25 protein-coding genes and 1 pseudogene are annotated in these 25,337 nt (G+C 68.7%); 20 read left to right on the forward strand and 6 right to left on the reverse strand.

The window, feature by feature from the left end:
* Nucleotides 1-4: 4 nt before the first annotated feature.
* Nucleotides 5-1,714: a mobilization protein gene (locus OHT52_RS13540; protein WP_328720399.1), complete on the forward strand. Its 1,710-nt coding sequence runs from the start codon at nucleotides 5-7 to the stop codon at nucleotides 1,712-1,714.
* Nucleotides 1,715-3,227: 1,513 nt separating this feature from the next.
* Here the strand turns inward: OHT52_RS13540 and OHT52_RS13545 are convergent.
* Together OHT52_RS13545 and OHT52_RS13550 are read right to left on the reverse strand one after the other, a co-directional pair.
* Nucleotides 3,228-3,785 (reverse strand): flavoprotein, encoded by a 558-nt coding sequence (locus OHT52_RS13545; RefSeq protein ID WP_328720400.1) that lies wholly within the window; start codon nucleotides 3,783-3,785, stop codon nucleotides 3,228-3,230.
* Nucleotides 3,782-5,044, reverse strand: coding sequence for a helix-turn-helix domain-containing protein (locus OHT52_RS13550; protein ID WP_328720401.1), 1,263 nt, complete (start codon nucleotides 5,042-5,044; stop codon nucleotides 3,782-3,784). Before OHT52_RS13550 ends, OHT52_RS13545 begins: the two co-directional genes overlap by 4 nt.
* A gap of 178 nt (nucleotides 5,045-5,222) precedes the next feature.
* On the opposite strand from OHT52_RS13550, the gene OHT52_RS13555 reads away from it, so the two are divergent.
* From OHT52_RS13555 to OHT52_RS13585, 7 genes are all read left to right on the forward strand, one after another.
* Nucleotides 5,223-5,663: an ATP-binding protein gene (locus OHT52_RS13555; protein WP_328720402.1), complete on the forward strand. Its 441-nt coding sequence runs from the start codon at nucleotides 5,223-5,225 to the stop codon at nucleotides 5,661-5,663.
* A gap of 2 nt (nucleotides 5,664-5,665) precedes the next feature.
* Nucleotides 5,666-6,991 (forward strand): UDP-N-acetylglucosamine 1-carboxyvinyltransferase, encoded by a 1,326-nt coding sequence (locus OHT52_RS13560; RefSeq protein WP_328720403.1) that lies wholly within the window; start codon nucleotides 5,666-5,668, stop codon nucleotides 6,989-6,991.
* The gene (locus tag OHT52_RS13565; RefSeq protein WP_328720404.1) at nucleotides 6,988-8,196 is read left to right on the forward strand and encodes a metallophosphoesterase; all 1,209 of its coding nucleotides are present in this window, start codon (nucleotides 6,988-6,990) and stop codon (nucleotides 8,194-8,196) included. The genes OHT52_RS13560 and OHT52_RS13565 overlap by 4 nt, the downstream gene beginning before the upstream one ends.
* Nucleotides 8,193-8,732 carry a dCTP deaminase gene (gene dcd / locus OHT52_RS13570; protein ID WP_328720405.1) on the forward strand — a complete coding sequence of 180 codons (540 nt, stop codon included), beginning with the start codon at nucleotides 8,193-8,195 and terminating at the stop codon, nucleotides 8,730-8,732. Before OHT52_RS13565 ends, dcd begins: the two co-directional genes overlap by 4 nt.
* Nucleotides 8,729-9,265: a dCTP deaminase gene (locus OHT52_RS13575; protein WP_328720406.1), complete on the forward strand. Its 537-nt coding sequence runs from the start codon at nucleotides 8,729-8,731 to the stop codon at nucleotides 9,263-9,265. Before dcd ends, OHT52_RS13575 begins: the two co-directional genes overlap by 4 nt.
* A gap of 5 nt (nucleotides 9,266-9,270) precedes the next feature.
* A complete protein-coding gene (locus OHT52_RS13580) occupies nucleotides 9,271-10,362 on the forward strand; it encodes a glycosyltransferase family 4 protein (protein WP_328723725.1) in 1,092 nt (363 codons plus the stop codon).
* Nucleotides 10,363-10,444: 82 nt separating this feature from the next.
* Nucleotides 10,445-11,503: a serine hydrolase domain-containing protein gene (locus tag OHT52_RS13585; protein ID WP_328720407.1), complete on the forward strand. Its 1,059-nt coding sequence runs from the start codon at nucleotides 10,445-10,447 to the stop codon at nucleotides 11,501-11,503.
* 207 nt (nucleotides 11,504-11,710) lie between these two features.
* Here the strand turns inward: OHT52_RS13585 and OHT52_RS13590 are convergent, their stop codons facing one another.
* Nucleotides 11,711-12,961, reverse strand: a complete 1,251-nt coding sequence (locus tag OHT52_RS13590) for a DUF6414 family protein (protein ID WP_443046575.1) — start codon at nucleotides 12,959-12,961, stop codon at nucleotides 11,711-11,713.
* A gap of 219 nt (nucleotides 12,962-13,180) precedes the next feature.
* On the opposite strand from OHT52_RS13590, the gene OHT52_RS13595 reads away from it, so the two are divergent.
* From OHT52_RS13595 to OHT52_RS13650, 12 genes and pseudogenes are all read left to right on the forward strand, one after another.
* On the forward strand, nucleotides 13,181-13,816 hold the full coding sequence (locus OHT52_RS13595; RefSeq protein ID WP_328720409.1) for an NYN domain-containing protein: 636 nt from the start codon (nucleotides 13,181-13,183) through the stop codon (nucleotides 13,814-13,816).
* A 416-nt stretch (nucleotides 13,817-14,232) separates the two neighbouring features.
* Nucleotides 14,233-14,670, forward strand: coding sequence for a hypothetical protein (locus OHT52_RS13600; RefSeq protein WP_328720410.1), 438 nt, complete (start codon nucleotides 14,233-14,235; stop codon nucleotides 14,668-14,670).
* Nucleotides 14,667-15,296 (forward strand): hypothetical protein, encoded by a 630-nt coding sequence (locus tag OHT52_RS13605; protein WP_328720411.1) that lies wholly within the window; start codon nucleotides 14,667-14,669, stop codon nucleotides 15,294-15,296. The genes OHT52_RS13600 and OHT52_RS13605 overlap by 4 nt, the downstream gene beginning before the upstream one ends.
* Nucleotides 15,297-15,470: 174 nt before the next feature.
* Nucleotides 15,471-15,719 (forward strand): type II toxin-antitoxin system CcdA family antitoxin, encoded by a 249-nt coding sequence (locus OHT52_RS13610; protein WP_328720412.1) that lies wholly within the window; start codon nucleotides 15,471-15,473, stop codon nucleotides 15,717-15,719.
* Nucleotides 15,716-16,117, forward strand: coding sequence for a DNA-binding protein (locus OHT52_RS13615; RefSeq protein WP_328720413.1), 402 nt, complete (start codon nucleotides 15,716-15,718; stop codon nucleotides 16,115-16,117). The genes OHT52_RS13610 and OHT52_RS13615 overlap by 4 nt, the downstream gene beginning before the upstream one ends.
* 277 nt (nucleotides 16,118-16,394) lie before the next feature.
* Complete coding sequence (locus tag OHT52_RS13620; RefSeq protein ID WP_328720414.1) at nucleotides 16,395-16,754, forward strand: transcriptional regulator; 360 nt, start codon at nucleotides 16,395-16,397, stop codon at nucleotides 16,752-16,754.
* Nucleotides 16,751-17,050: pseudogene (locus OHT52_RS13625) on the forward strand (hypothetical protein); the annotation flags it as partial. The gene OHT52_RS13620 and the pseudogene OHT52_RS13625, both read left to right, overlap by 4 nt.
* Nucleotides 17,051-17,166: 116 nt before the next feature.
* Nucleotides 17,167-17,916 (forward strand): SDR family NAD(P)-dependent oxidoreductase, encoded by a 750-nt coding sequence (locus OHT52_RS13630; protein WP_328720415.1) that lies wholly within the window; start codon nucleotides 17,167-17,169, stop codon nucleotides 17,914-17,916.
* 301 nt (nucleotides 17,917-18,217) lie between these two features.
* Entirely contained in the window at nucleotides 18,218-19,540 is a 1,323-nt protein-coding gene (locus OHT52_RS13635; protein WP_328720416.1) for a UDP-glucose dehydrogenase family protein, read from the forward strand.
* A 30-nt stretch (nucleotides 19,541-19,570) separates the two neighbouring features.
* Nucleotides 19,571-20,206 (forward strand): hypothetical protein, encoded by a 636-nt coding sequence (locus OHT52_RS13640; protein WP_328720417.1) that lies wholly within the window; start codon nucleotides 19,571-19,573, stop codon nucleotides 20,204-20,206.
* A 205-nt stretch (nucleotides 20,207-20,411) separates the two neighbouring features.
* Nucleotides 20,412-21,110, forward strand: a complete 699-nt coding sequence (locus OHT52_RS13645) for a hypothetical protein (protein ID WP_328723726.1) — start codon at nucleotides 20,412-20,414, stop codon at nucleotides 21,108-21,110.
* Nucleotides 21,111-21,552: 442 nt separating this feature from the next.
* On the forward strand, nucleotides 21,553-22,401 hold the full coding sequence (locus OHT52_RS13650; protein ID WP_328720418.1) for a PIG-L family deacetylase: 849 nt from the start codon (nucleotides 21,553-21,555) through the stop codon (nucleotides 22,399-22,401).
* 254 nt (nucleotides 22,402-22,655) lie between these two features.
* Here the strand turns inward: OHT52_RS13650 and OHT52_RS13655 are convergent, their stop codons facing one another.
* From OHT52_RS13655 to OHT52_RS13665, 3 genes are all read right to left on the reverse strand, one after another.
* The gene (locus tag OHT52_RS13655; protein ID WP_328720419.1) at nucleotides 22,656-23,255 is read right to left on the reverse strand and encodes a hypothetical protein; all 600 of its coding nucleotides are present in this window, start codon (nucleotides 23,253-23,255) and stop codon (nucleotides 22,656-22,658) included.
* 550 nt (nucleotides 23,256-23,805) lie between these two features.
* Complete coding sequence (locus OHT52_RS13660; protein ID WP_328720420.1) at nucleotides 23,806-24,567, reverse strand: polysaccharide deacetylase family protein; 762 nt, start codon at nucleotides 24,565-24,567, stop codon at nucleotides 23,806-23,808.
* A 317-nt stretch (nucleotides 24,568-24,884) separates the two neighbouring features.
* Nucleotides 24,885-25,280 (reverse strand): hypothetical protein, encoded by a 396-nt coding sequence (locus tag OHT52_RS13665; RefSeq protein ID WP_328720421.1) that lies wholly within the window; start codon nucleotides 25,278-25,280, stop codon nucleotides 24,885-24,887.
* Nucleotides 25,281-25,337: the final 57 nt, after the last annotated feature.

The following is a 25,337-nucleotide window of genomic DNA, read 5'->3' on the forward strand; positions in this document are numbered from 1 at the left end:
GCCCATGATCCCAAAGATCATCTTGGGCAAGGGCGACCGCGCCACACGGCGCCTCATCGGCTACCTCTACGGACCGGGCCGCGCCAACGAGCACACGGACCCGCACCTTGTGGCGTCCTGGAACGGCTTTGCCCCCGACCCCGGCCGTAGCCCCCACCGCACCCCGAAGACCGTCGAGGACCAGCTCGCCGCGCAGCTCGATCAGCCCGTGCACATGCTCGGCGACGGGGCGCCGACCACCACGGTGTGGCACTGCCCGGTCCGGGCAGCGCCCGAGGATCCGATCCTGAGCGACGACCAGTGGGCGGACATCGCCCGACGGATCGTGGCAGCTGCCGGCATCGCTCCCGAAGGTGATGAGGAAGCCTGCCGCTGGGTGGCCGTCCGCCACGCCGACGACCACATCCACATCGCCTCGACCCTCGTACGCCAAGACGGCCGCCGCCCCCGCCGCGACCACGACATCCGCGCCGTCCAACGCGAAGCCCGCAAGATCGAAGCCGACCTCGGCCTGCGCCGCCTCAACGCCGGCGACGGCACCGCCGCCAAACGCCCCACCAGCAGGGAACACTTCAAGGCCAAGCGCCAGGGCCAGGACACCACGACCCGCGAGATCCTGCGCATGCGCGTGCGGCAAGCGGTGTCCGCCGCCTCCAGCGAGGCGGAGTTCTTCGCCCTGTTGGACGTGACCGGGGTGAACGTGCGCCCCAAGACCGGGCCCTCCGGCGACATCCTCGGCTACAGCGTTTCCCTGCCCGGCGACCTCAACAAGCACGGCGAGCCGGTCTGGTTCTCCGGCTCCACCCTCGCAGGCGATCTCTCCCTGCCCAAGATCCGCCACCGCATCACCAACACCGGCCCCGAACTGGTCACCGCCCGGCCGGCCGACCACTGGCACCAGGCCGCCGCCGCCACCGAACGCATCCCTCACCACCTCACCCACAGCGGCGACGACACCGCGCAAGGCCAGCTCGTCGCCCTCGGCGGAGCCCTCGACCTGCTGCCACTCATCGCACCGGCCACGGTGAGGACCGAACTCGAACGGGCCGCCGTCCTCTTCGAACGGGCCACCCGCTCCCGTATCGCTGCCGACCTGGACAGCGCTCGCGTCCTGCGCAGCAGCATCCAGACGATCCTGCGCACTCCAGCCGCCGCACGAGATGGGGCAGGGCTGGTGATGCTGCTGGACGCTGCCCTGATCGCCGTGGCGTTCGCGAGGCACTGGCACCGCACGCACCAGCACAGCCAGCAGGAGGCAGCTGCCCAGCAGGCCCTCGTCCAGCTCCAGACCGCGTACGCCCGCGTCGCCGTCCCGGTTCTGGATGATCTCGCTCGCCGCGCCCCCAGCGACCAGACCCAACAGCGTTACGCCCGCCACCTCCGGCAGGCCGCCCCCGATCACGCCGAACTCATCCTCCAGGACCCCGCCTGGGACGCCCTCGCCACGGTCCTCGCCGACGCGGAAGCAGCCGGCCACAACCCGACCATCGTCCTCGACCGGGCCCTCGGCCAACGTGCCCTCGACGGCTCCCGCAACCCCGCCCGCACCCTGACCTGGCGCGTCCACCGCCTTGGCCAACGCCACACACCTGGGCTCCGCGCCCAGGCAGCCATGGCCCGCAGCACCACCCGGGTCCCCACCGTCACGAGCCGTCCGGCAGCAGCCACACCGGCCGCCTCGCAGCAACAGCCGCCACACAGGCGACGGCGTTGATCAGCCAGCCTGTTCCGAGACGGAGCAAGGCGCATCCCGTTCATTCAGTGAACAGCGGTCGTGTTCACTCGGAGAACGGCCGCTGTGTTCACTGAGTGAACACAGCGGCCTGCAGGGTTGAGGGACCCAGCCCTGCACCGCCAGCCCGGAAACCGCCCCAGCGAGTTACGCGTGCGCACCGCACTACGCGGAGAACTGCGGGGCCGACGACACTCCGGTCCATCCAAACGCCCATCCCACCCGAGTTCATTTGGGTGAGACGGCACAACCACTCGCCTGTTCCCGGCACCATCTACTTATCCACACCGATGTAGGGGATGCCTTGAGCCTGGCCCGCACGACCGCCCAGCAGTTATTTCCGCGTGTTGCGCAGACCCGGTTACGGCTTGAATCCTGGCGCCTCCGCGTCAACCAGCGCGTTATCGGCACCCGTCTCCGCAGCCTCACCTCGTCACTCCAAGCACTGGAAGTGGCGGAGCGGAGGCTTCCACACACCCGACGGGCGCTGCGGGACACTCGGCCAACTCTGGAAACAGCCTCGTACGGTTCCATAGCCCTCACGCTCCTCGCCCTTTGGCTCGGCGTGAGGCTGATCAAGTTCTCCGCGGAAGTCGTCCACGACCTAGCCTCGGCACTCGGCATCGAGTCAATCTCACGGGCTGCGACGCACTTCCTATGGGTTCTGCGCCCCGAAGCTGCAAATCAGCCATCGCAGGGGTGGGACGCCCTGATCGTCATGATCACTATGTTGGCAGCACTGCTTCCCCCGCTCTGGTGGCTAATCAAGCGACGCCCAGCACGAGGCGCGGTCTTGCGCCACCGGGCGACCATCCGGGCCGTGGAAACGCTAGACCTCTGTGCCAAGGCATACAGACAGCAGCCCGGACAACGCGCGTCACAGCTTCGAGAGCTTGACCTTGGCCTCCGCGCGACCGAAGGCGCCATCCTGCGTGCCTATCGACACACAGGTACCACGCCTCGCCGTTCCGCCAGGAGGCCGGCAGCACGTACGCATGCGTCGCAGGTCGCGGGCGCGCTCCGTGCTGAGTCTCTACGGATGGACGTCCAGCCAGAGACGGCGCTGCCCCGTCTGGGTGCCATGCTGGCGGAGATCGGCGAACGGTGTGCGGAGGGCCGCATTGGGTCCATGCTGCCAGCGGAGTCACTGGTGAACATCGAACCCGTTTCCGCTGCACGCACAACAGTCCGGGAGTCAATCCACGTGGCTGTGGCCCTCATCGCCGCCATGACATCTGCCGTGGCGGCCTCCGCTGCTCTGCCCAAGCTAGGAGTGAACGACGACCTGCGTCCGGCACTCATCCTGGGGTGCGCCGTGTTGGCTGCAATCCTTGTCGGCGGTTGGCATCGTGTGGGTCGGCTCCTGGAGTTGGTGCCGGGCAGGTGAGCTTCCTGCTTGCGAAGTCACCGCTCCAGACCGTCGGCGCGCGGGCCTCCTTGGACCTGGAGCCCACGCCGTCAACCTACGGCTTATTTGCTGTGCCGACAGCAGCGATCACTGCTTGGTAGCCACTGCAGGGGTGAGCAGGTCGAGTGCTTCCTCCCAGTTGAAGCGGTCCGCGCCGCCACCGGCCTTGGGGCGGTGGGGCTCGTAGGAGCCGATGAGGATGCCCATCGCGCGCAGCTTCCGCAGGCTCTCGGCGTACGCGGGATGGGTGGCCTGGGCGGAGTTCACATAGGGCAGGGCAGCAGTCGGGGTACCGAGGCCGTAGGACTCGCAGAGGATGCCGAGCGCGAGGGTGTCGGAGATGCCGGCCGCCCACTTGTTGATCGTGTTGAACGTCGCCGGGACGACGGCGATCGCGTCCGGGGCCGGGAGTGGCTGGGGAGCGGTGGGAGAGCGCCATGCCGAGCGGATCGGGTACCCGGTCTGCGCCTCGATCGCTTCCGCGTCGATGAAGCTCAGGCCCTGCGGGGTGGCGACGACGCCCACGCCCCAACCGGCTTCCTGGGCCGCACCGATCAGACGGCCGACATCACCGGCGATGCCCGACCCGCACACGACGATGTAGAGAAAGGGCTTCTTGGCCTGCTGGCCGGGCTGCTCACTCATGCGGGGACTCCCAGTTGACGGCTGAACGAGTGCAGTTCGGGCAGCGTACGACGACGGTCACGAGCGGCCATGTCCGCGACCAGCTCCCGGATGGCCGGGCGGCGAACATCCTGGGCCGCGCAGCTCTCGGCGATACGGAGCGCCTGGTACCCCTGGTCGAGACGGCCCTGCTGGCTGTACGCGCGAGCCGTCTCGACCCAGAGAGCAGCCCGTCGCTCGGGGGCGGGAATGTGCCGTCGCATGAGCGGGCGGGCCGCCTCCAAGGCGAGCCCGGCGTCACCGAAGGCCACCGCGGCGCTGACACCGTGGAGGCTGACGTTCGTCGGGCTGAAGTTGGCCCAGGCGTCGGAGTGGTCAAGGGTGACGAAACGAGAGACCTCCTTGGCCTCCGTAAGGAAGTCGCGGGTTGCCGAGCGGTCGCCCGCGCTGCTCGCGGCGGTAACGCCACGCAGCAGAAGCAGGCCGAGCGCGGCCAAGTAGCGCGGGGGCCGCTGGTCGTAGGCGCCGGTGAGCTGGTCGGCAGTGTGCCGGACCAGGGTGATGGCTTGGGACGTGTGCTTCTCGCGGGCGAGCAGGTGTGCGTGGACGCGAACGCTGGAAGCCAGGACGACCGGGTCACCGCTGCGTTCCGCCTCGGCCATCGCGCGGCCCACCGCCAGCCACGCGTTGCCCTGGTCGCCGAGTTTGAGCAGCAGGCTAGCGGAGGTCTGGTAGGCAGTGGCCAGCAGAGCCGTCGCCTCGTCCGAACCAGTCGCCGCGTGACGGAGATCCGTGATCAGAGCGGGGAGAGTTCGCTCCAGATCCGTGTAGTCGCAGGCGTAGAGAAGACGACGAACGTCTGAGACACGTTTGCCGAGTTGGGAGAGGTCTTGCGTCTCGCCCCCTGCCGGAGGGAACGGTCCGGGGAGGAGCGCGTGCACAAGGGCGCCGTAGCCGTGGGACGAGGAAGGCGGCGACGCGAGCGTGGCCAAGCTGGTGGCAAGGAACGTACGGCGATGCATGTCATCTGTCTCGGCGTGGGAGTCGCTGGCATCGGGAACGTCGGCCAGGCCGACGGAGGATAAGGGGATACCCAACTCCCGTGCGATGGAACGCAATACCTGGGAGTCCTCGGTGCCCTTCCCCTGTTCAAGTCGGCTCACCTTCGACTGGTGATAGCCGAGCGCGGCAGCAACGTCCGTCTGGGACCGCTTGGCGAGCACGCGCGCTCGGCGGAGCACCTCGCCGAGCCGTCTCGCCTCGTCGTGCGCATCGGTCATCTGTGCCACGGCCCCTTTCGCCGCGCCCGATCCTGCCTTCTCAACCGAGCGTAAGTCACCGCGCACTTGGCGGTCATGCAGCTTCTGCATAAGCCATGCGGAGCGGGCAGCCGGGCAATCCCGCTCACCGCCTCGGACGGTTCTCTGGTCAGGCCGCACTCGACCGGGAGGCACTCCTGTGGAACCGCTTCGCTTCAGCTTTTCCGTAACCGGCACGCCGTACGCCGTCACCGACTCCCGACACCGGGTCGTCGCGGGGGTTCGTGACTGGCGGCTGGATGGCGCCGACGAGGTGCTGGAGAACGTGGCGCTGGTGACCAGCGAGCTGCTGACCAACGCCGTACGTCATGCCGGACACGGCCCCATTTCGGTGGCCGCGGAGCTGAACGACGGCCGGGTGCGCATCGAGGTCTGCGACTCCAGTCCCGTACTTCCGAAGGCCGGCCTGCCCGGTGCGGATGACGAGACCGGACGCGGCCTGCCCATCGTGGCGGCGCTGGCCGCCCGTCACGACGTCGAGGCGACCGCTTCCGGGAAGCGGTGCTGGGCCGAGATCGCGGTGCCCGCGCCGCCCGCATGTCCCGACGCGGCCGTACACGCCCTGCTTCCAAGGAGATGACCATGTCCCTCACCCAGATCCCTGCCACCACGGCCGAGGTGATCGCGATCCATCCCGGCCCGCCACTCGCTGGGGCTGTGAGCGTCGACGGTTCCAAGAACGCCGCTCTGCCACTCCTCGCAGCGGCTGCGGCCCTGCGTCGGCCGGTACAGCTCAGCAACGTCCCCACCAGCGCCGACGTGCAGGCCATGCTCACGCTGGTGCAGCAGACCGGGCACCGGCTGACACGTACGGTCGGCGACCCGAGCACGGTCCTGTTCATGGGCGGCGGCATCGGGACCATCGCCCCGGAGTTGTTCGAGACCGCGGGCCGCATCCGCGCCTCGTATTACCTGGTGCCAGCCCTGCTCGCCACTCACGGGCGGGCCGTCCTGCCGTGGCCGGGCGGGTGCCGGATCGGGGATCGTGGGATGGAGCAGCACTTCAGGATGTACGAGGCGTTCGGTGACCGGTACGCGGTGGATGCCCGCGGTTACAGCGTGGTGGCCGGGAGCGCCCGTACCGACTCCGTCTCGGTGATGCTGCCCTTCCGCTCGCGCGGCGCGACGGTCGCCGCGATCCTGCGAGCCGTGGTCGCGGGCCGACCGTTACGGCTGGGCCTTCCGAACCTGTCTCCCGAGGTCACCAGCGTTCTGCGCGCGGTGAAGTCGGCAGGATGGGGAACACAGGCCACCGAGCGCTTGATCGCCCTCACCCCGCCGACTGCGGCCTCCGTGGAGGGCTCCATCAGCTGGGCTGTTCCCGGCGACAAGATCGAGGCAGGCACGCTCGCCTGCGCGCTCGCTGCCACGGGCGGCCACGGCCGCATCGAGGGCGTACGCGGCGAGGACGTCGCGCCCGTCGTGGCCGCTCTGCGTTGGCTCGGCGTGCCGGTGGCCGTGCAGGAGAACGCCCTCACGGTTCACGCCCGGAACATGCAGCCGACCGGCCACTCCCTGCGCGCCATCGCCTCCCTCTCCCCCGGCGGCCTGGACGCGGACTTCGAGCCCGCGCTCATGGCGCTGGCCCTTGGACTGCCCGGCACGCACCTCTTCGCGGACACGATCAACCCTGGCCGCCACGGCAACCTGGTCCCCCAACTCGCAGCGCTGGGCGCCGACATCGACCAGATCTCCGCCACCCAGTGCCGCCTCACCGGCCCGCAGCGCCTGACCGGCGCGGGGGTGGAGTCCACCGACATCCGGACCGGCTCGGCCCTCCTCATCGCCGGACTCACCGCACGCGGCGTCACCACCCTCGGAGGGCTCCAGCAGCTCCGCCGGGGACACGCCGACCTCCCCGCCAAGCTCCGCGCCCTCGGCGCCGACATCTGCGAGGTCACGCCGTGACCCGGACCTTGCGGCGCATCGTGGCCACGACCGATGTCCACTCCGCCTTCGACGGCGTCGCGCCTCTGCTGGCCCGCCTGCACGCGGCCCGTTCCGAGGCACTCGTCGTCGACAGCGGTGACTTCTTCGAGGGCAGCGGGTACTACCGGCTGGGCGGCGGACAGGTCGAGCGCGAGATCCTCACCACCCTGTACGACGCGATCGCCCCCGGGAACCACGGCTGGTCGCACTACTTCGAACCGAACCTCCACCGGCTCACCGTCTGCGCGAACGTGGTGGACGACGCCAGCGGGAGCGCCCTGTTCCGGCGCATCCACCTGGCCACGATCGGTGGCCGGCGGGTCGCGGTGACCGGCGTGATGGGCGTCCAGGCGTTCAACGCCGTCCCGTTCGCCGACCGGACCGGCCACCGCGTCACCGACCCGGTCAGGGCGCTCAGGGAGTTGATGCTCGCCCACCACCACGAGGTGGACTCCTGGGTCCTGCTCAGCCACTCCGGATTCGCCGAGGACCTGAAGATCGCCGAAGCCTGCCCGTTCCTGGACGTGATCTTCGCTGGACACTGCCACAGCGACCAGTACGGTCCCGTCCGCTTGGGCGACACCCTGGTCCTCAAGGGCCATGAACTGGCGGTCGGCTACGCGCTCGCGAGCGTGGAAGAGGGCGGCTGGAGCGGCCGGTCGGTTCTCCTGCCGCCAGCGGCCACTCCCTCCCCACCCGGCTTGGAGCCGATTCTCGACGAGATCGAAAGCCTGCGTCGGCGCTTGGCGGCACCCCTCGGTACGGTCGCTCGTGATTACCGGGACCGCGTCCCCGACCGGGCCGAGCTGGTCGCGGAGGTCGTCGAACGACTGCGTACGGGCCTGGGAGCGGAAGCGGTCGTCCTCAACGAGACCGCGCTCCGCCCCGTCCGCCTCGGCACCACGCTCACCAGGGGCGACCTGCTCGCCACCGAACCGTTCGACAACCAACTCGTCCACGTCGCGCTGCCCGACGATCAGCACCAGGTCGATGCTCTGCTGATGCGCCTGTCCACGCAGGCCGGTCCCCTGGCCACCGCACCGGCACCGCTGCCGCCCGGTACCCGGTCCCTCCTGACCACCGGCTACCTCGCCGACGCGTACTTCGGCGGACACCCCAGGCAGGCCGCCATCCCCCTCGGCCAAGCCGTCCAGCACGTCCTGACCGAAGGAGGAAGACCGTGATCCTGACCGGTCCCGAGATCACCACGGCCACGGTCGACGGGCGCTTACGCATCGCCCCGTTCGACCAGAACCAGGTCAACCCCAACAGCTACAACGTCCGGCTCGGCCCGACCCTACTGACCTACACGACCCCGGTCATCGACAGCCACCGCCCCAACCCCACGGCGGAAGTACTGATCGACGAGAGCGGCTACGTCCTCCAGCCCGGCGAGCTCTACCTCGGCCACACCCTCGAAGAAGTCGGCTCCGACTCCTTCGTACCGCTGCTGTTCGGCCGCTCCTCGGTGGGCCGACTGGGACTGTTCGTCGAGATCACCGCGCCGATCGGCGACATCGGATTCCACGGGCAGTGGACGCTGATGCTGTCCGCCGTCCGCCCCTTACGCGTGTACCCGGGCATGAAGATCGGGCAGATCATGTTCTTCGTCGCGGCCGGCCCCGTCGACCTGTACTCAGGCAAGTACCAGGCGGCCACGGGCCCGCAGCCCTCCGCGTACTGGCGCGACCTCCCGCCGGCCAGATCGGCGGAGTCGTGATCCTCACCGGCCCGGCCATCGCCGCGGCACGGGCCGACGGCGCCCTCACCATCGAGCCCTACGATCCCGCGCACCTCTCGCCGAACGCCTACGACTGGCGGCTCGGCGACACCCTGCGCATCTGCGACGGCGACCTCGACGCGGCCTCCCGCACCCCCACCCGCGAGATCAGCATCCCACCGGAGGGCTACGTCCTCGCCCCCGGCGTCCTATACCTCGGCGTCACACACGAGAGGACCGGATCGGAGACGTACGCGCAGTTCCTCAACGGCAGCCGGAGCATCGGCGCCCTCGGGATATGGGTCCACGTCTCCGCCCCGCTCGGCCACCAGGGCCACGCCATCCGGTGGACACTGGAGATCCGCGCGGCCCGTCCCGTACGGATCTACCCGCTCATGGTCTTCGGGAAGGTCACCTTCCACCAGACCTTCGGCATCGCGGCGAGCTACCAGCAGCTCGGCCTCAAGTACCGCTCCAGCGCGGGGATCGAGACCTCCCGTCTCTACGAAGAGATGCAGGGAGGCCAGTCGTGAACCCCATGGTCGCCACAGCCCTCGACCTGCCCGCCGGCAGCCCCGGCGGAAGCGTCGAACTCTTCCTGGACCTCTACACCGGCAACCGCCCCGGCATCCCGGCCCAAGCGTTCATGCTCGCCCCCGAGGGCGCCGCTCCGAGCCTCCGGGCCGGCCTGGAGCTGCTGTCCGTACGAGGAAAGTGCCTGGACGGCCCCGCCTTCGGCAGGTACGTAGCCGAACTCCGTGCGGCCCTCCGGCAGGCGATCGACCCGTCCAGGATCGACGTCCTGCACCTGCAACACCTCGCCTTCGGAGCCACCCCGGCCCTGATGCGGGCCCTGCCGGCCCACGCGAGGATCGCCCTGGTCCACGGCACCGACCTGCTCTTCGCCGAAGGCCACCGCGACCAGCTCCGAGTCCTGCGCGAGACGGCGCGGGCATCCGACGCGATCGTGGTCCCCACCCACGCGATGGCGGACCGCCTCCTCAAGCTGGCCCCGAAGACCGACCACCGGAAGATCGTCCATATCCCCTGGGGAATCCCCGACCACCTCATCACCAGCCCGCCCGCACGAACGACGAGCACCCCGACGAGCCACCTGCGCCTCCTATACGCCGGTCGGCTCACGCCCGAGAAAGGCGGCGAAGCCCTCATCAAGAGCCTGGCCCCCGCGCAGGGGATCGAGCTGAGCATCGCCGCGCCGCAGAGCGAATACCAGTCGCTGGCACCCCTGTTCCGGCGAGCCGGCATCCGAGCCCGCTACCTCGGCTGGCTCCGCCGACCACAGCTGTGGAAAGCCTTCGCGGACCACGACCTCCTCGTCATGCCGTCCACCACCCTGGAGGCCATGGGCCTGGTCGCCCTCGAAGCCCAGGCGTGCGGACTCCCCGTCCTCTACCAACCCGTGCCCGGGCTGAACGAGGCACTCGGCGCCTCCGCAGCACCCACCGACTTCGGCCGCCCCGGAGCCGTAGCCCGAGACCTCCAGCGCCTGCGCACCTCCAGCGGCGTGTTGCCAGCACTGCGGGCAGCAGGTCTCGCCAACGCCCGCCGGTACCCCCTCTCCGCCACCCAAGCCGCTCTCCACGCGCTCGGCCGCCAAGTGCTCAGCTAGCACGCCGCGTCGAACCATCGGCTGCTGCGGCAGCGTCCCTACCCTGGGCAACGGAGACCCCACGGCCACGAAAAGGGAGACCATGATCGACCGCATTCAAGCCCTGCTGGACGAAGGCGTCGGGAACAAGGTCTACCCCGGTGCGGTCTGGGCCGTGGGGGACTCCACCGGCATCCAAGCCAGCGGCAGCACGGGCGTCCTAGACCCGGACGAACCGGAACACCGGATGCGCCTGGACACCGTCTTCGACGCCGCCAGCCTCACCAAGATCCTCGCCGTCTGGTCATCGGTCGGAGCACTGTGGGAGGACGGCCGCCTCGACCTCGACGCCCGGCTGGGTACGTACTGGCCCGAGGTCACGGAGTACGAGCTCGGGCGGGTCACCGCACGGCAGTTGCTGACCCACACCGCCGGCGTTCCCCTCCGGGCCCAGCTGAAGAACCAGTACGGCACGGACCACGCCGACATCCGCAGAGGCGTCCTACGCGAGCCGCTGCACCGGCCACCGGGCGAGGCCGTCGAGTACACCGACCGCGCCGCCCTGATCCTCGGCTTCCTCGCCGAACACCTCTCGGGCATGCCCCTGGACCAGCTCGCCACCGAACGGACCTGGCGCCCCCTCGGCATGAACACCACCCGCTTCGGCCCGCTGCCTGCCGAACTCGTCGCCCGCAGCGCCCCCACCGAACTTGAGCAGGACACCGACACTCATCTGAAGGGCGTCGCCCACGACTTCTCCGCCCGGCTACTGGGCGGGGTCTGCGGCATCGCCGGCGCCTTCACCGTCCTGGATGACTTGGCGGGCTTCCTCCGCCACATGCTGGACCCTGCGACATCTGGCCCCGCTGTCGGCTTCAGCCCCGTCTGGACCACCCAGTCGCTCACCATCCAGACCGGCGGCCATGAACCCGCCCGCGGCCTGTTCTGGCACCCGGCACCCGGCACGGTGGACAGCGACGATGTGTGGGTTCATTACGGGTTCACCGGCACAGGCATGTGGATTTCCCCCGCCGCCAGCCGTTGGGCCGTCCTTCTGACCAACAAGCTGTACTTCACGCGCGACCGGTACCCATTGATCGAAGTCCGCGACGCCTTCCGCGAGCTGGCATTCACCGCGATCGAGGCATTCTCCTGGGATTAGCCCCAATGCGGGGAACGTCGCGTCATGGCTGATCAGAGAGCGCCCGCGCTCCTGCCTTCGGCCCGCTCGGCGCAGCCGCCGACGCCCGCCCGCTGTGTAGGCCCGTGGGGCATCGTGGCTGCCTGCAAGAGGATGCCTCCGGCAGGGGCGCTCAAGACTCCGGTATGGGAGCTGGGGTTGGAAGTGATTCAACAAGGCCGACGGGCCTCAGCGTATGGCGGGCGCGACCCTACGAGTCCTAGGGATGGACCGATACACGGCGAAAGGAATCAAAGAAAATCCGGGGTGCTGAGGGAGATCGATAAACCCAATCCTCCCCAAGCTACGCATCTGCGAGTTCATAACCTCCGCAAAAGCACCACGACTCATAACTCCGCTTTCCTTCATGAAGTTCTGATCGGGCAGATCTTTCTCCTCCGTCCCATAGCTCCCGATGCTCCCCACGAGCGTCAATTCCTGAGGCTCTGCACCATAGCGGGCGAGAAGAATGTCAGCTTCACTGTCGAGGTATTGCCTCCCCTCCTGAAGGCGCGCACTAATCAGCACATCCTTCGCCGGAGTCAAGTTGATGTGAAGCCCGGGACTAAATACTCCTCTTGAGACCTGGACGAAAGAACGCAGGGTGGTTCTATCGATGCCGTCGATTGAGGGAAACTCCGGGATCTGATCTTCTAGCTCTGCGGAGGCCGAGGCCGAGGCGGCCTTGGATGGACGAGATTGCCCACCCGCACCACCCTTGGCCTGCCCCTGCTTCCCTCTCGTCGGCACAGCAGGTGCGCCACCGGGAGAAAAGCCCAACCCGGCCAGTCCTGCGTTCACGGAAGCGAACGCAGAAAAAGCGGCAGCAACATAGCGCGCATCGAAAAATGACCCCGTTGCCGTAACCCTGACGAGAGAGCCCGAGGGAAAGGAATTCTTGATATCGCCACGATTCCACTTGTCAATATCGGAAACTTCCAGCGAAATATCACTAAGCACCCCTTCCGACTCTAGAGCATCCTCAAGCATCGGAAAAAGAGCATCACCAAGCGACTTGTTCGTATACTCCTCACCAGAGGAGCCTTGAAAATGCTGCGCCGCCACACGCGGGCCCACAGTCGTCCTTTTTTCTGTGCGTTCGGTCAGCCGTGATTCCTCTGCGACTCCACCGTCCAACTGGGCAAGCATTGCACGCACTTTATCGGTGTCAACGTAGAGAAATTCTCGGAGAATCACAGGGCCCCTCCAGCAGTGGATGGCTGCCAGGGTATGTGTCGAGCCATGCCGTGCGCGCGGTTTCGGGACATTCTGACCGCTGCGCAGGCGGGACGGCACACTGCATAGGCCGACAGACCAAGCATCAAGCGTAACGAGGGCCCTCTCCCAAACGATCTGAGGCGGGCCCTCCCTGGGTGGTCCAGTGATGGCCTGCTCGATCAGCACCATCCCAGCAGCGGCGCGATGCAGCTCAGGGGGCATCGCACCACGCGCACCAGCAGCAAGCCTGACGCCGGAGCGTGTCCCTTCTGTATGCGCCTACGGGGACCCCGAGGTGCGCTCCCTGGCCACACCAGCCCCTCCCACCCCCCAGCTGTCGAGCATGTTGCTAGAGCGGGCCGGGCCGTGTACCTTTGCTTCATTGCTCCCCGCCCTCCTTTGGGATTGGCGGGGCTTTTTTTATCTCGGGGGAGGTATGTAGTGGAGGAGTCTCTTACATCGGCGTCTAGGGGGCCGCTACCTGCCCCGCCTCTCGAACGTGTTGCAGTCTTCATCGACTATCAGAATGTCCACCTTTCGGCGCGCGAGGCCTTCCTGCCCTGGGGTTCACCTACCAAAGAGGGCCACATCGATCCATGCGCGTTCGCACGAGCGCTCGTGGCCAAGCGGAAGAGACCTTCGCGTCTCCTGAGCGTCCGCGTCTACCGGGGCCGGCCTGACCCACGAAACGATCCCAATGCCGCCGCCGCGAACGACCGTCAGGCGGCCGTCTGGGAACGCGATGGGGCGATCGTCTGTCGTAGACCACTGCGCTACCCGCACGACTGGCCCGACCTTCCCGCACGCGAGAAAGGCATCGACGTGCAGTTGGCCTGTGACGTGATCACGGAGGCCATGACGCATCAAGTTGACGCCGTGATCATCGCGAGCCGGGACACAGACCTCATGCCAGCTCTTGAGATTGTGCGCTCCCGCCGACTCGCCCACGTGGAGACAGCTAGCTGGGAGAACGCGTCCAGGATCCGCTTCCCTGGAGAGCGCGCCCCTTGGTGCCACCGGATGGACGAGACCGCCTACGAGTCAATCCGCGACCGCAGGGACTACTCGAAGGGCTGAGTCCTCGGTGAGCGAGCGCGTCGAAACCGCGTCCTGGAATCGGAACGACTCTCGGCCTGGATCGTCGCACCGCCCACCCCTGTGCCCCATCCGTGCCCAGCGGAGCGGACAATAGCGGTCAGGTGCGGCCCCCAGAGCGCCTAGCAATGCATCCCGACCCATGCGAAAGCGCAGGTCAGGGCGACTTCAACGGTTCGGAAACCACTGATTCCCAAGCTCAGAGCGCGAGTTCGATTCTCGTCACCCGCTCCACGAAGAAGGCCCAGGTCAATGACCGGGGCCTTTCTTGTTGTTCAGCTCGTTCTCTGTAGCTCCCGTCAGCTTCACACCACGCATCGGGCACATGCATCGGCGAGAAAATCGATTCTGTTCGCGGGGGAGGACTACACCGCGCCGTCGGGTGGCACGGTCCGGCCATGAGGATGATCAACGTGGTGGCGGCTACGGTCGCCGGCAGTTGTCTTGTGGTCGCGCCGGCGGCCGAGGCGTCGACGGTGCGGCACTGGGACAAGAGGGTGAAGTGCGAGCAGGCGGATCCGGAGGGGCGTGTCATCCCCACGCGTTACGGCAACGGCGAGCTCGGCTGGAACCACTTTTCCGGCAAGCACAACATCAAGAAGTGCCGGGTGGTCGACGCAGCCTTGGCCGGAAGAGTGGACAGGAAGAGCGGAGGGAGGCTCGAGTACTACGGAGTCGCCCGAAACGGTACCAAGCTGGTAAATATCGTGGTCATTGTCCAATACACCCGCCGTACTACCGACGGCGAGTACGACGCTGGTACGGGTAAGAAGGTCGGCGTCGTCACGGCCTACTGCAAGGGCATGACCAAGTGTCCGAATTGGATCAACGAGTGAGCAACCTCGCCAAGGAGACAGTCGAACAGCAGGCGTACCTCACGCGCTTCCTTCTCGACTACACAGCGGCGCCCCTCGTCGGTGGGACCTTCCTGCGCGGCGTGCTGCCCATGCCCGATTCGATCCGGGTCGTGGCCGGAGCCGCCGACGCGGTGGACGGGCATGGGCTGGTCGCCTATGAAGTGCCGTTGACGGACGACGAGGAGCCAGTGACCGCACCGTTGGTGCTCGGGTGGACACGCACGCTCGCATCCCTCGCCGTCCCCTGCACGGACACCACCGTGATGGGCATGCCCCTGGTGACGGTGGACACCGTCGACCTCGAACCGGCCGACCCGACCCGCACGGATCAAGCGCTACGGGTACTGCGCGCATTGGCCTGGCCGTACGTGGAGATCCCGCCCAGCCCCGCGCTCTGCGGGTTCCTCTTCACCGGGCGGGACAGCATGCGGCTCTACCTCGCCTCCGAGAAGGCGCGCGGCGTGATCGCGGCCGACATCCGGCTCGATGGCGCGCTGACCGCCCTGCTGGCCGCCTTGCCCTCACTCCTCGACGAAGAGGAACGCTGGGCGGCAGACCTGTCCGACCCTCATTGTGTCCACAGGGTCGATCTGACCAACTGGTGAAGGCCGACAGTCACGCACCCTGACACTACGGACATCCGCCGGCCGGCCATGGGATCATCGCCCAGCGCTCGCTGCCTCCGCAAGGTCTGCGGCTTCGGCCAGTACAGGAGATCCTGGCCCTCCTCAGGGCAGGAACCACGCGATTCCACGCGCATACCCCGGTATGCTTAGTGCATGTCCTCCACGACGCGCATCACCGTCACGCTCCCCAGCGACCAGGTGGCGGAGCTCCGCAAGCTCACGGACAACGTCTCCGGCTACGTGGCGGAAGCCGTGGCCCGCCAGATCCGGCACCAGCTCCTGGGCGACGATCTCCGCCGCCACGAGGAAGAACACGGTCACTTCAGCGACGAGGAGCTCGCGGAGGCCCGCTCTAAGATCTTTGGTGCCGTCGGCACCTCCAAGGGCGCGGACGCGGCATGAGCGAGCGCATCGAGACGCTCGTCCTGGACTCGGAAGGGCTCTCCGCCTGGATCGCGCAGGACCGCAAACTCCTCGCGATGCTGCAGGTCTTCCACGACATGGGAGCCGACCTCGTGATCGGGGCGAACACCATCGTGGAAGTCAGCCACGCACGGACCAATATGCCGCGTCTGAACTGGACACTGTCCCGCGTCAAGGTGGAACCGGTCACCGAGCAAGCGGCCAAAGCAGCAGCGGAGCTGCTCAAAAGCGCGGGGCTGCACGGGCACAAGTACGCCATCGACGCCACGGTCGCCGAGGTCGCGCTGCGGCAGCCGAAACCTGTCGCCCTGCTGACCTCCGACAGCGACGACATGGCCAAGCTCTGCGGCAGCCAGGTCCGCATCGTCTCGATCTGAGCCGAAGGTACCCAGCCGTCGTGCCCCATCCGTGCCCATCAGAGCGGGCAACATCGGTCAGGAACGGCTTTCAGAGACCATCGCCATCCACGCCGCCTAACCGAAAGGCGCAGGCCAGAGCCCCATTGAGTGGCCCGAGCACCGCTGATTCCCAAGCTCAGAGCGCGAGTTCGATTCTCGTCACCCGCTCCACTGGAAAGCCCCAGGCCAACGGCTCGGGGTTTCTCTGTATGCGGCACCTTGTCACCGTCCGGTCGGCCCAGATGGGCTCCCCCTGGTGGGTCGACGTACGGCATCACAGCCCAGCATTTCCGGTCTCCGCCGCGCCAAGTTCGCCCGGCGCGCGCCGGCAGCACTCTCCGAGCTCGCCGGCCCCGAGCACGGCACAGTGAGCCTGCCGCTTCACCTGGCGTGGTCGGGCCTGACCACGTTCGACCTCGACCAGCCCCGGCTGCGGATGAGCTACTACCGGCTCGTGTTGGCCGAAGGCCAGCACGACGATCTGGTCCGGTTCCTCAATCACGGCCTCCTCGTCAGCCTGTGGCCCACCCTGCACACACTGATCAGCCGTGATGTCCGTGAAGTCTGGGAACGCTCCTTCGACGAGCTGGCTCACAGCCCCCAGGCTGCTGCGTGAACCTCACCGACCTGCACCGTCGCCTCCTCGCGGACGTGCTCGCCGTAGCCGTCGCATACCCTCTGCCACTCACCGGCGGTCAGGCGGTCCAGGCGCACGGCCTCGTCGACCGGCTCAGCCAAGACCTTGACGTCGCGACCGAGAACCCCGATCGCATGGAGGACATCGCCGCTGCCGTGCGCGCCCGCCTGGAACAACACGGGTGGCGGGTCAGCGCTCTGGAAGCAGACCCGCTCTCCGCGCGCCTGATCGTCACCGATCCGGTCAGCCGCCACGGAGAGTGCGAGGCGGAGCTCCGTCATCCGGGTGAGGAGCCTGCGGCACCTGCCCGTTGACGCCGAAGACAGGCAGTCGTACCGTCGCCGGGCAAAGATGTGACCATCGTTCATACACGAGGACTTGGGGTGGGATCGTGGGGCAGCGCAGGGTCGTGGTGTCGGGTGGCGGTACGGGGATCGGGCGGGCGGTGGCCGAGGTCTTTGCGGCGGACGGCGACCACGTCATCCTCATCGGGCGGCGCGAGGAGCCCCTGGAGAGGGCCGCCGGAGAGCTCGACGCCGCGCATGGTGCGGGAACGGCCTCCTGGGTCGCCGCCGATCTGAGCGATCCCGGCCAGGCCCGCAGAGCCGTGGAGTTCTGCACCGCGGGCGGCGCGCAGGTCGACGTGATCGTCGCCAACGCCGGCGGCAACGTCGCACCGGCCCACGACGGCACCCTCGAAGGCGTCGCGGACAGCTTCCGCCGCAACTTCGAGGCCAACGTGCTCACCGCAGTGCTGCTCACCGAAGGATTGCTGCCGCACCTCACCCGGCCCGGCGGCCGGATCGTCCAGATGTCGTCCATCGCCGCGCTGCGCGGCCCCGGTTCGTACGGCGGCTCCAAGGCCACCGTCAACGCCTACACCGTCGACCTGGCGCAGAAGCTCGGCCCGCAGGGCATCACCGTGAACGCGGTCGCTCCAGGCTTTGTCGCCGACACCGAGTTCTTCGGCGACCGGGCCACGCCCGAGTTCGTCGCCACCCGGACCAAGCAGTCACTGACGGGCCAGGCGGGCCGCCCCTCGGACATCGCCGCCGCGGTGCACTATGTGGCGTCACCTGAAGCGGCGTACATGACGGCGCAGATCGTGCATGTGAACGGGGGAGCAGCGCTGGGGCGGTGACGGTCCGTCAACGTGTGCCGGCCGCCCCGCGTGCGACCAGCCCGAGTCCACACTCGTTGCGGCGGCATGGGGATCTCTCGGCGGCAGGCGCACCCACCGTCGCCCTGCCCGCACGTTCACGGGGTGTGCCGCCGTTCGACCGGCGCCGAGTCGGCGCCCACTCCCGTCAACCTGCGGAAGCGGCAGTCCGGGTGATCCACCTGCGCGAAGACGACGACGCCCCGGGCGAACGCTAGCGTGACGGACCCGGCCGGCCCGGATTCCCCGGGCGGGCGACGACAGGGAGAGGAGCGTCGGTCCCATGCGCGTATCCGTCATCGGTTGCGGTCACCTGGGCATCCCGCACGCCGCCGCCATGGCCGAGATCGGCCACGAGGTCATCGGCGTGGACCTGGATCGGGCGAAGATCGACCGCCTCAACGCGGGCGACAGCCCCATCTACGAGGAGGGCCTGCCCGAACTCCTCGCCATCCACACCGCCTCGGGGCGTCTGCGGTTCACGACCAGCCTGGCCGAGGCGGCCGAGTTCGCCGACGTCCACTTCCTCGCGGTGGGCACGCCCATCGACGCCGACGGGCGCAGCTACGACACCGGGCAGGTCTTCGGCGTGGCCCGCGCCCTCGCGCCGCACCTGACCCGCCCGGCCGTCGTCATCGGCAAGTCCACGGTCACCGTGGGCACCGCGCGGGACCTCGGCGCTCTCCTCGCGCGCCTCTCCCCGGCCGGTGTGGACGTGGAGGTCGTCTGGAACCCCGAGTTCCTCCGCGAAGGCCATGCCATCGACGACACCCTGCGGCCCGACCGGATCGTCGTCGGCGTCCCCTCGGCCCGAGCGGAGGACGTCGTACGGGAGGTCTACGCACCCCTCCTGGCCAACGGCATCCCGCTGTTCGTGACCGACCCGGCCACCGCAGAACTCCTCAAGGGCGCCGCCAACGCGTACCTCGGCATGAAGATCTCCTTCATCAACGGCGTCGCCGACATGTGCGACGCGGCAGGGGCCGACGTCCAACAGCTGATCGAGGCCATCGGCGTCGACCCGCGCATCGGCCGCGGCGGCCTCAACGCCGGCCCCGGATACGGCGGCGGCTGCCTCCCGAAGGACGTCCGCGCCTTCACCGCCTCCGCCCGCGCCCTGGGAGCCGCCGAGGCCGCGACCATGCTGCGGGCCGCGGAGGAGGTCAACGAGTCCCGGCCCGCCGCCGCCCTGAAGCTCGTCGAGCAGACCCTCGGCCGACCGGTCGACGGGGTACGCGTCACCGTCTGGGGCGCCTCCTTCAAGGCCGGCACCAACGACGTCCGCGAATCACCCGCCCTCGCCGTCGCCGCCCTCATGCACCAGCGGGGCGCGACCGTCACCGTCCACGACCCGCACGCCAACCCCACCGCGCTGCGCCGCAACCCCGAACTCGACTACGCCGAAGACCTGAACACCTCCGTCCAGAGCGCCGAACTGGTCGTCCTGGCGACCGAGTGGCCCCACTTCCGCGAGGCCGACCCCAAGGCCCTCGCCCCCCTGGTCGCGGCCCCGGTCCTCGTCGACCTCCGCAACCTCGTCGACGCCGACGCCTGGCGCATGGCCGGATGGACCGTACGCCAACTCGGACGACCCGCACAGAAGTAGCGGAACCCATCGCATCGGAGGTGCGCAGGAGTGGACAGCATCAGCGGGGAGACCGTCGACCAGCAGGCGTACGTGACGCGCTTCCTTCTCGACCACACCGCGGCGCCCCTCGCCGGAGACACGTTCCTGCGCGGTGTGCTGCCGGTGCGGAATTCGGTCCGGATCGTGACCGGAGCCGCGGGGGCGGTGGCCGCGCACGAACTGGTCGCCTACGAGCTTCCGTTGTCGGACGAGGCCGGGGAGCCGGTGACGGCACCGCTGGTGCTCGGGTGGGTACGCACGCTGGTGGACGGAGCCTTCCCCCGCACGGACGCGACCGTGATGGGCATCCCCCTGGCGCTGGTGGACACCTCCTCCCTCGAACCGGCCGATCCCACCCGTACGGATCAAGCGCTGCGCGTGCTGCGCACGCTGGGTCGGCCGTTCGTCGATTCCCCGCCCAGCCCGGCACTCTGCGGGTTCCTCTTCACCGGACGGGACGGCCTGCGGCTCTACGTCGCCGTCCCCGGAGACGTCGGTCCGGTGATCGCGGTCGACGTACGGCTCACCGGCGCGCTGACCGCCCTGCTGGCGGCCCTGCCCTCGCTCGTCGAGGAAGAGGAACGCCGGGTGCCGGACCCGTCCGATCCCCACTGTGTCCGCGCGGTCGACCTGACCGACTGGTGACGAGCCCGCCCGCACCACGCGCCGTGCCCCGGTCGGTTTCGGAGCACCTCGTGAGCCGGGTGGGAGGAGAGCCGACACCGGTTCGTGGGGGGAATCCGCTGAGACAGAACCCGGACATGTCCCGCATCGTTTCAAGATCGAGCCCGCCCTAGTGTCATCCGTACCCACAGGAAGCACCGGAACCGAATAGCCGCTGGAGATCATGATGCGTCCGCGTCTCGCCGCCCGTTCCACCCGTCTCTTCCTCGCCGTCGCGGCCGTGACGGCCCTCGCCGCCACCTCCACCGCGTGCAGCGGCGACGATGTCGAGGGCGCCGGCAGTTCCTCGGCTCCCTCGGCCGGCAGCGACAGCCCTTCCTCCGACGGCAGTCCCTCCGCCGCCGCGTCCGGCTCCAGCGGCTCCGGAGCCAGCAGCACCTCTTCCGGCGAGTCCTCCGGCTCGGGCGGAGCCGACGACAAGACCGCCGCTTCCGGTGACGGCGGGAAGAGCGGTTACGGGCAGTCCTGCGGCACCAACGACCTGGACTTCACGGTCACCTCGGAGACCCAGGCCGGCGGCTACTACCTGGTCACCGCCAAGGCGAAGTCGGGTATCACCTGCTATCTGGACGTCAACACCCCCAGTGTGGGCTTCGGCTCCGGCACCGACGGCGTCGCCTCGCCCGTCGGACAGGGCGGCGAGGACCCCATCAAGCTCACCGGATCCGCCGTCGCGTTCACCGGTATCAGCCCCAAGACCACCGACACCGATGGCGGCAAGGAGTTCGACACCGTCATCATCGCCACCTCCGACGACGACCCCGACCCTGCCGAGCTCCAGCTCCCCGACACCGCCACCGTCGACAAGCCCATCGTCACCAACTGGTCCACCAGCCGCGCCGAGACCGTCCCCGTCATCATCTGACGGTCCGGAACGGCACCGTCGGCTCCGCGCCCCACCACCTGCTGTCGCGAACCGGTCGCGGCAGGTGTTCCCTCGGCCCCTGAGCACCGGGCGGGATCGCTCACCGCGGGCACTCGGGCGCCCCCGCCCCCGTAGGCAGCCTTTGCGCCTACGCCTCCTGCGCGTGACGCCCCGGTCGCCTCCCGTCGCGTGCGCCCGTTCCGGCCGAACGCGGTCCGAAGGACGAAGGTCCTCCGAGAAGGTCGAGCGGCGCGCCGGGAACAGCGGATCCCGTCGGCACGGTTGCATCGGGAGAAGGGCCGGCACCGCGCGACGGGCGGCGGAGACCTTGAGGTCGTCCGCCCCCGCGGGATCGTCCCGGCCCCGGGAACGTACGGGCCCGGGATCGCGGTACGGCCGCGCACCCGGACCACGACGTACTTCTCGCAGGAGGACCGCTCTCATGACTGACCGCCCCTTGACGCTCATGGCTGTGCACGCCCACCCCGACGACGAGGCCACCGGCACCGGCGGGGTGCTCGCGCGGTACGCGGCGGAGGGAATCCGCACGGTTCTCGTGACCTGTACCGACGGCGGGTGCGGGGACGGACCGGGAGGCGTCAAGCCTGGCGATCCCGGGCACGATCCGGCGGCCGTCGCCTCGATGCGTCGCCAGGAGCTCGAAGCGAGCTGTGGCGTCCTGAAGGTCAGCGATCTGGAGATGCTGGACTACGCCGACTCCGGGATGATCGGGTGGGCGGCCAACGAGGCCCCCGGATCCTTCTGGCAGACCCCTGTGGCGGAGGGCGCCGCCCGGCTCGCGGAACTCATGCGGCACTACCGGCCCGATGTGGTGGTCACCTACGACGAGAACGGCTTCTACGGACACCCCGACCACATCCAGGCCCACCGCATCACCATGGCCGCGCTGGAGATGACCGCGCAGGACGAGACGGCGCTGACACCGAAGGTGTACTGGACGACCATGCCCCGCTCGATGATGCGGCGGTTCGGCGAGACCATGGCCGAGTTCCAGGAGGACATGCCGGAGCCCGACCCTGCCGAAGCCGCCGCGCTGGCCGAGATCGGCCTTCCCGACGACGAGATCACCACGTGGGTGGACGCCACCGCGTTCAGCGGCCAGAAGTTCGACGCACTGGCCGCCCACGCCAGTCAGGGCGAGAACATCTTCTTCCTCAGGATGGGCAAGGAGAGGTTCGGCGAGTTGATGGGTGTGGAGACCTTCGTGCGGGTCAAGGACGTCACCGACGCGACCCTGCCCGAGAACGATCTGTTCGCCGGACTGCGCTGATCCACCGGGCCCGGACGGGGCGGGGCCAGGTGCGCCTCCGCTCACCCGGAATGCCCACGCGGAATGCCCGCCCGGGTGGATTCCCGGCCGGGCATTCCGGCGAACTGCCGACAACAACACCGACACCGACAACAACACCGACAACGACTGCGACTGCGCCGCGACTGCGACGAGTGGCCGCTACGCGGTCCTGAACTCACCGTCGGGAAGGGCTCGCTCGCGCCCCGGGGCGGAGTTTCCGGGCCCCCGTCGGGTCAGATCGTGGGCGTGTCGTCGACGATCTCCTTGTGCGGCTCGACGATGAACTTCCAGCCCTCGCTGGGCTCCAGGAAGCGCACGCGGGTGGGGTAGATGTCCAGGGCACGCCGGTCGCGGTTCTGGCCGCTCGCACCCTTCCGCGCCCGGGCCGGCTCCTCGTACAGGTCGACCTTGACGTCCGGCACGGCGACGACTTCCTCGCTCCAGCGCTGAACGACTCCCGCGCCGAACGCTTCCCGCGCCGAGGAGTAGAGCGAGTCCAGGGACTCCTTGCTCCCGCCGGGTACGAAGAGGGCGAGGTTCAGCAGGACGCCGGCGCTCTGCAGAACCTCGATCGCCTCCCCCGCCTCGTCGGCGACCCAGAGACCGCCCTCGTCGGCGTTCTCCGGGAGGACGTGGACCTCCTCGCCGAATACCGTCTTCGCGACGAAGGCCCCGCCCTCGAAGTCCTTGCCCGGCGCGGTGAGGAAAGCCGGGGCATAGCAGTCGAGAGGAAGACCATCCACCCCTGCCGAAACAAAAATGCTGTCCTGGATTCCCAAGCCTGAAATCTCGTCGGCCGTAAGACGTCGAGCAGTTACCTTCTCGGTGTTCACGCCATTCCCCTTTTACTCGCGGGCGCTCAGTGAATTCGTTAATACTCTACCACGACAATGATCAACTAGAGTTCGTTACCAGTCACTTCGGGCAGGTGATGACGGTCTGATCGGCACCTCCGACGGAGCGCCGAAAGAGCTCGCCATTCACGGAAAACGGCTCCCTGAATTCAGCACGCGCCGCCCGAATCGACACGCTTCGACGAAATGGGACTCCAGCGGGAATTCGGTGGCCGACCGAACCGGAAAGGCAGAGCGCCGCCCAGAATCTCTTCTGCGGAATCCGACAGGGTTCTGGACTCACGTCTCCGGCGGGAACGGCCCGCGCCCGTACGGGGGCGGGGGCCGTCGCCCGCTTCCTGGCGGGCACCAGTGCGCGGGCCTCGGCCTCGGGACGTCGACCGCGCCCCGGACCCCGTCGCACCCGCCTCGGTGTGTGCCCGGGACGCCGAAAGCGGCCGGGCAGCGTCTTCGACGTTGCCCGGCCGCATCACGTTCCACCGACCCGTACAGCCCCTCCGTACAGGCCCGTACACCGCACCGACAGGGGCTACCGGACCGGGAAGCCGAAGGTGTAGCCCTGCTCCTTCAGCCACGGCAGGACCTCGCGCAGGGCGTCCAGGGTCTGGGCCCGGTCGCCGCCCGCGTCGTGGAAGAGGATGGTCGGGCCGTCGGCGATCTCGCTCTTGACGGTCGCGACGATGGTCTCCACCCCAGGGTGCTCGAAGTCCTTGGTGTCGACGTTCCAGCCCAGCGGGCGCATTCCCCGGGAGGCGGCCAGTTGCCGGCTGTACGGGGTGAAGGCACCACCTGGGGCACGGTAGTACATCGGCCGGACGCCGCCGGAAGCTTCGGTGATCATGCGTTCGGCGTCCAGGATCTGCTGCCGCTGGTAGGCCTCGGACTTCTTGTCCATGGTGGTGTCGTGCGAGACCGTGTGGTCGCACAGCCGGTGCCCGTCCGCCACGACCGCCTTGACCAGGTCCGGGTACGCCTTGGCCTGCGTGCCCACCATGCAGAACGTCGCCTTCACGCCGTTCTCCTTGAGGAGTTGCAGCACCTGCGGCGTCCAGACCGGGTCCGGTCCGTCGTCGATGGTGATGTTGACGCCCTTGGCTCCGGCGTCGGAGGCGTGCACGATGCCCACGGCCACGGGCTGGATGGCCGGTGCCGAGACGTGCGCCTGCGGCTGCCGCACCCCGGTGGTGTCGGCCTGCGCGGTCCACATCGACATGGCGACGGCTCCCACGGTCACTCCGAGCGCCGCGGCGAGAACCTTGCCGTACCAGCCCCTCCCCTTGTGCTTTGCCATGTCCGCCCGCCCCTTTTGCCGTGTCCGCCGGTGCCTGTCCGATGCCGTGCACCCATCAAGACATGCGAACGCCCGCGCGAGAAAGGTCGGTTACCGATCGGGGACAAAGCTGCGGGTGGGCGGCGACAAACGCAGGGGTTCCGCGACAGGACCGGAGTCTTCCGCGGTTCGCCCGTCCCGGATCACCCGGCCATGGCGGAAGGCCCGGGCCGACGACGGCCTGAAGGGCTGTCCCGCGATCCCGGCGGGTGCGCGACGACAGCTCCACCACGAACCGCGGGACACCCCTCAGACCTTCCCGGTGCCCGCGCCACGCGTTACTTCAGCGCGTGCGCCGCTGCTTGGGCGAGGGTGCTCGCCGCCTCGGAGCGTGCCGCCTTGGTGGACTTCTTGTCCGCCAAGACCTTCGCCGCGGCGGTGAGGACCTTCTTGCCGGGCCTGCGTGACGATGCGGCCGGAGTCTGGGAGAGGGCGCTGGCAGCGGCCCGCTTCTCGGTCTTCGCCGCCTTCTTGGCGCGTACGGTCTTCCCGGCGGCCGAAGCGGCGCGGGACGTGGTCTTCTTGGAGTCGGCGGAACCCGCCTTGCCGGACGTCTGGGACAGTGCGCTCGCGGCGGCCTTCCTGCTGCTCTTCGACGTGCTGCCCTTGGTGGCCCGCCCGGCCGCCGAGGCCGCCTTCGGACGCGTGGTGCCGGATGCCTTCGTCTTCGCCATGACGCTCTCCCTGTTCCTCCGTCGAGATCTTCCGTCTTCTTCGCGTACCCGAACTCC

The sequence above is a fragment of the Streptomyces sp. NBC_00247 genome, assembly GCF_036188265.1.
Classification (GTDB): Bacteria; Actinomycetota; Actinomycetes; order Streptomycetales; family Streptomycetaceae; genus Streptomyces.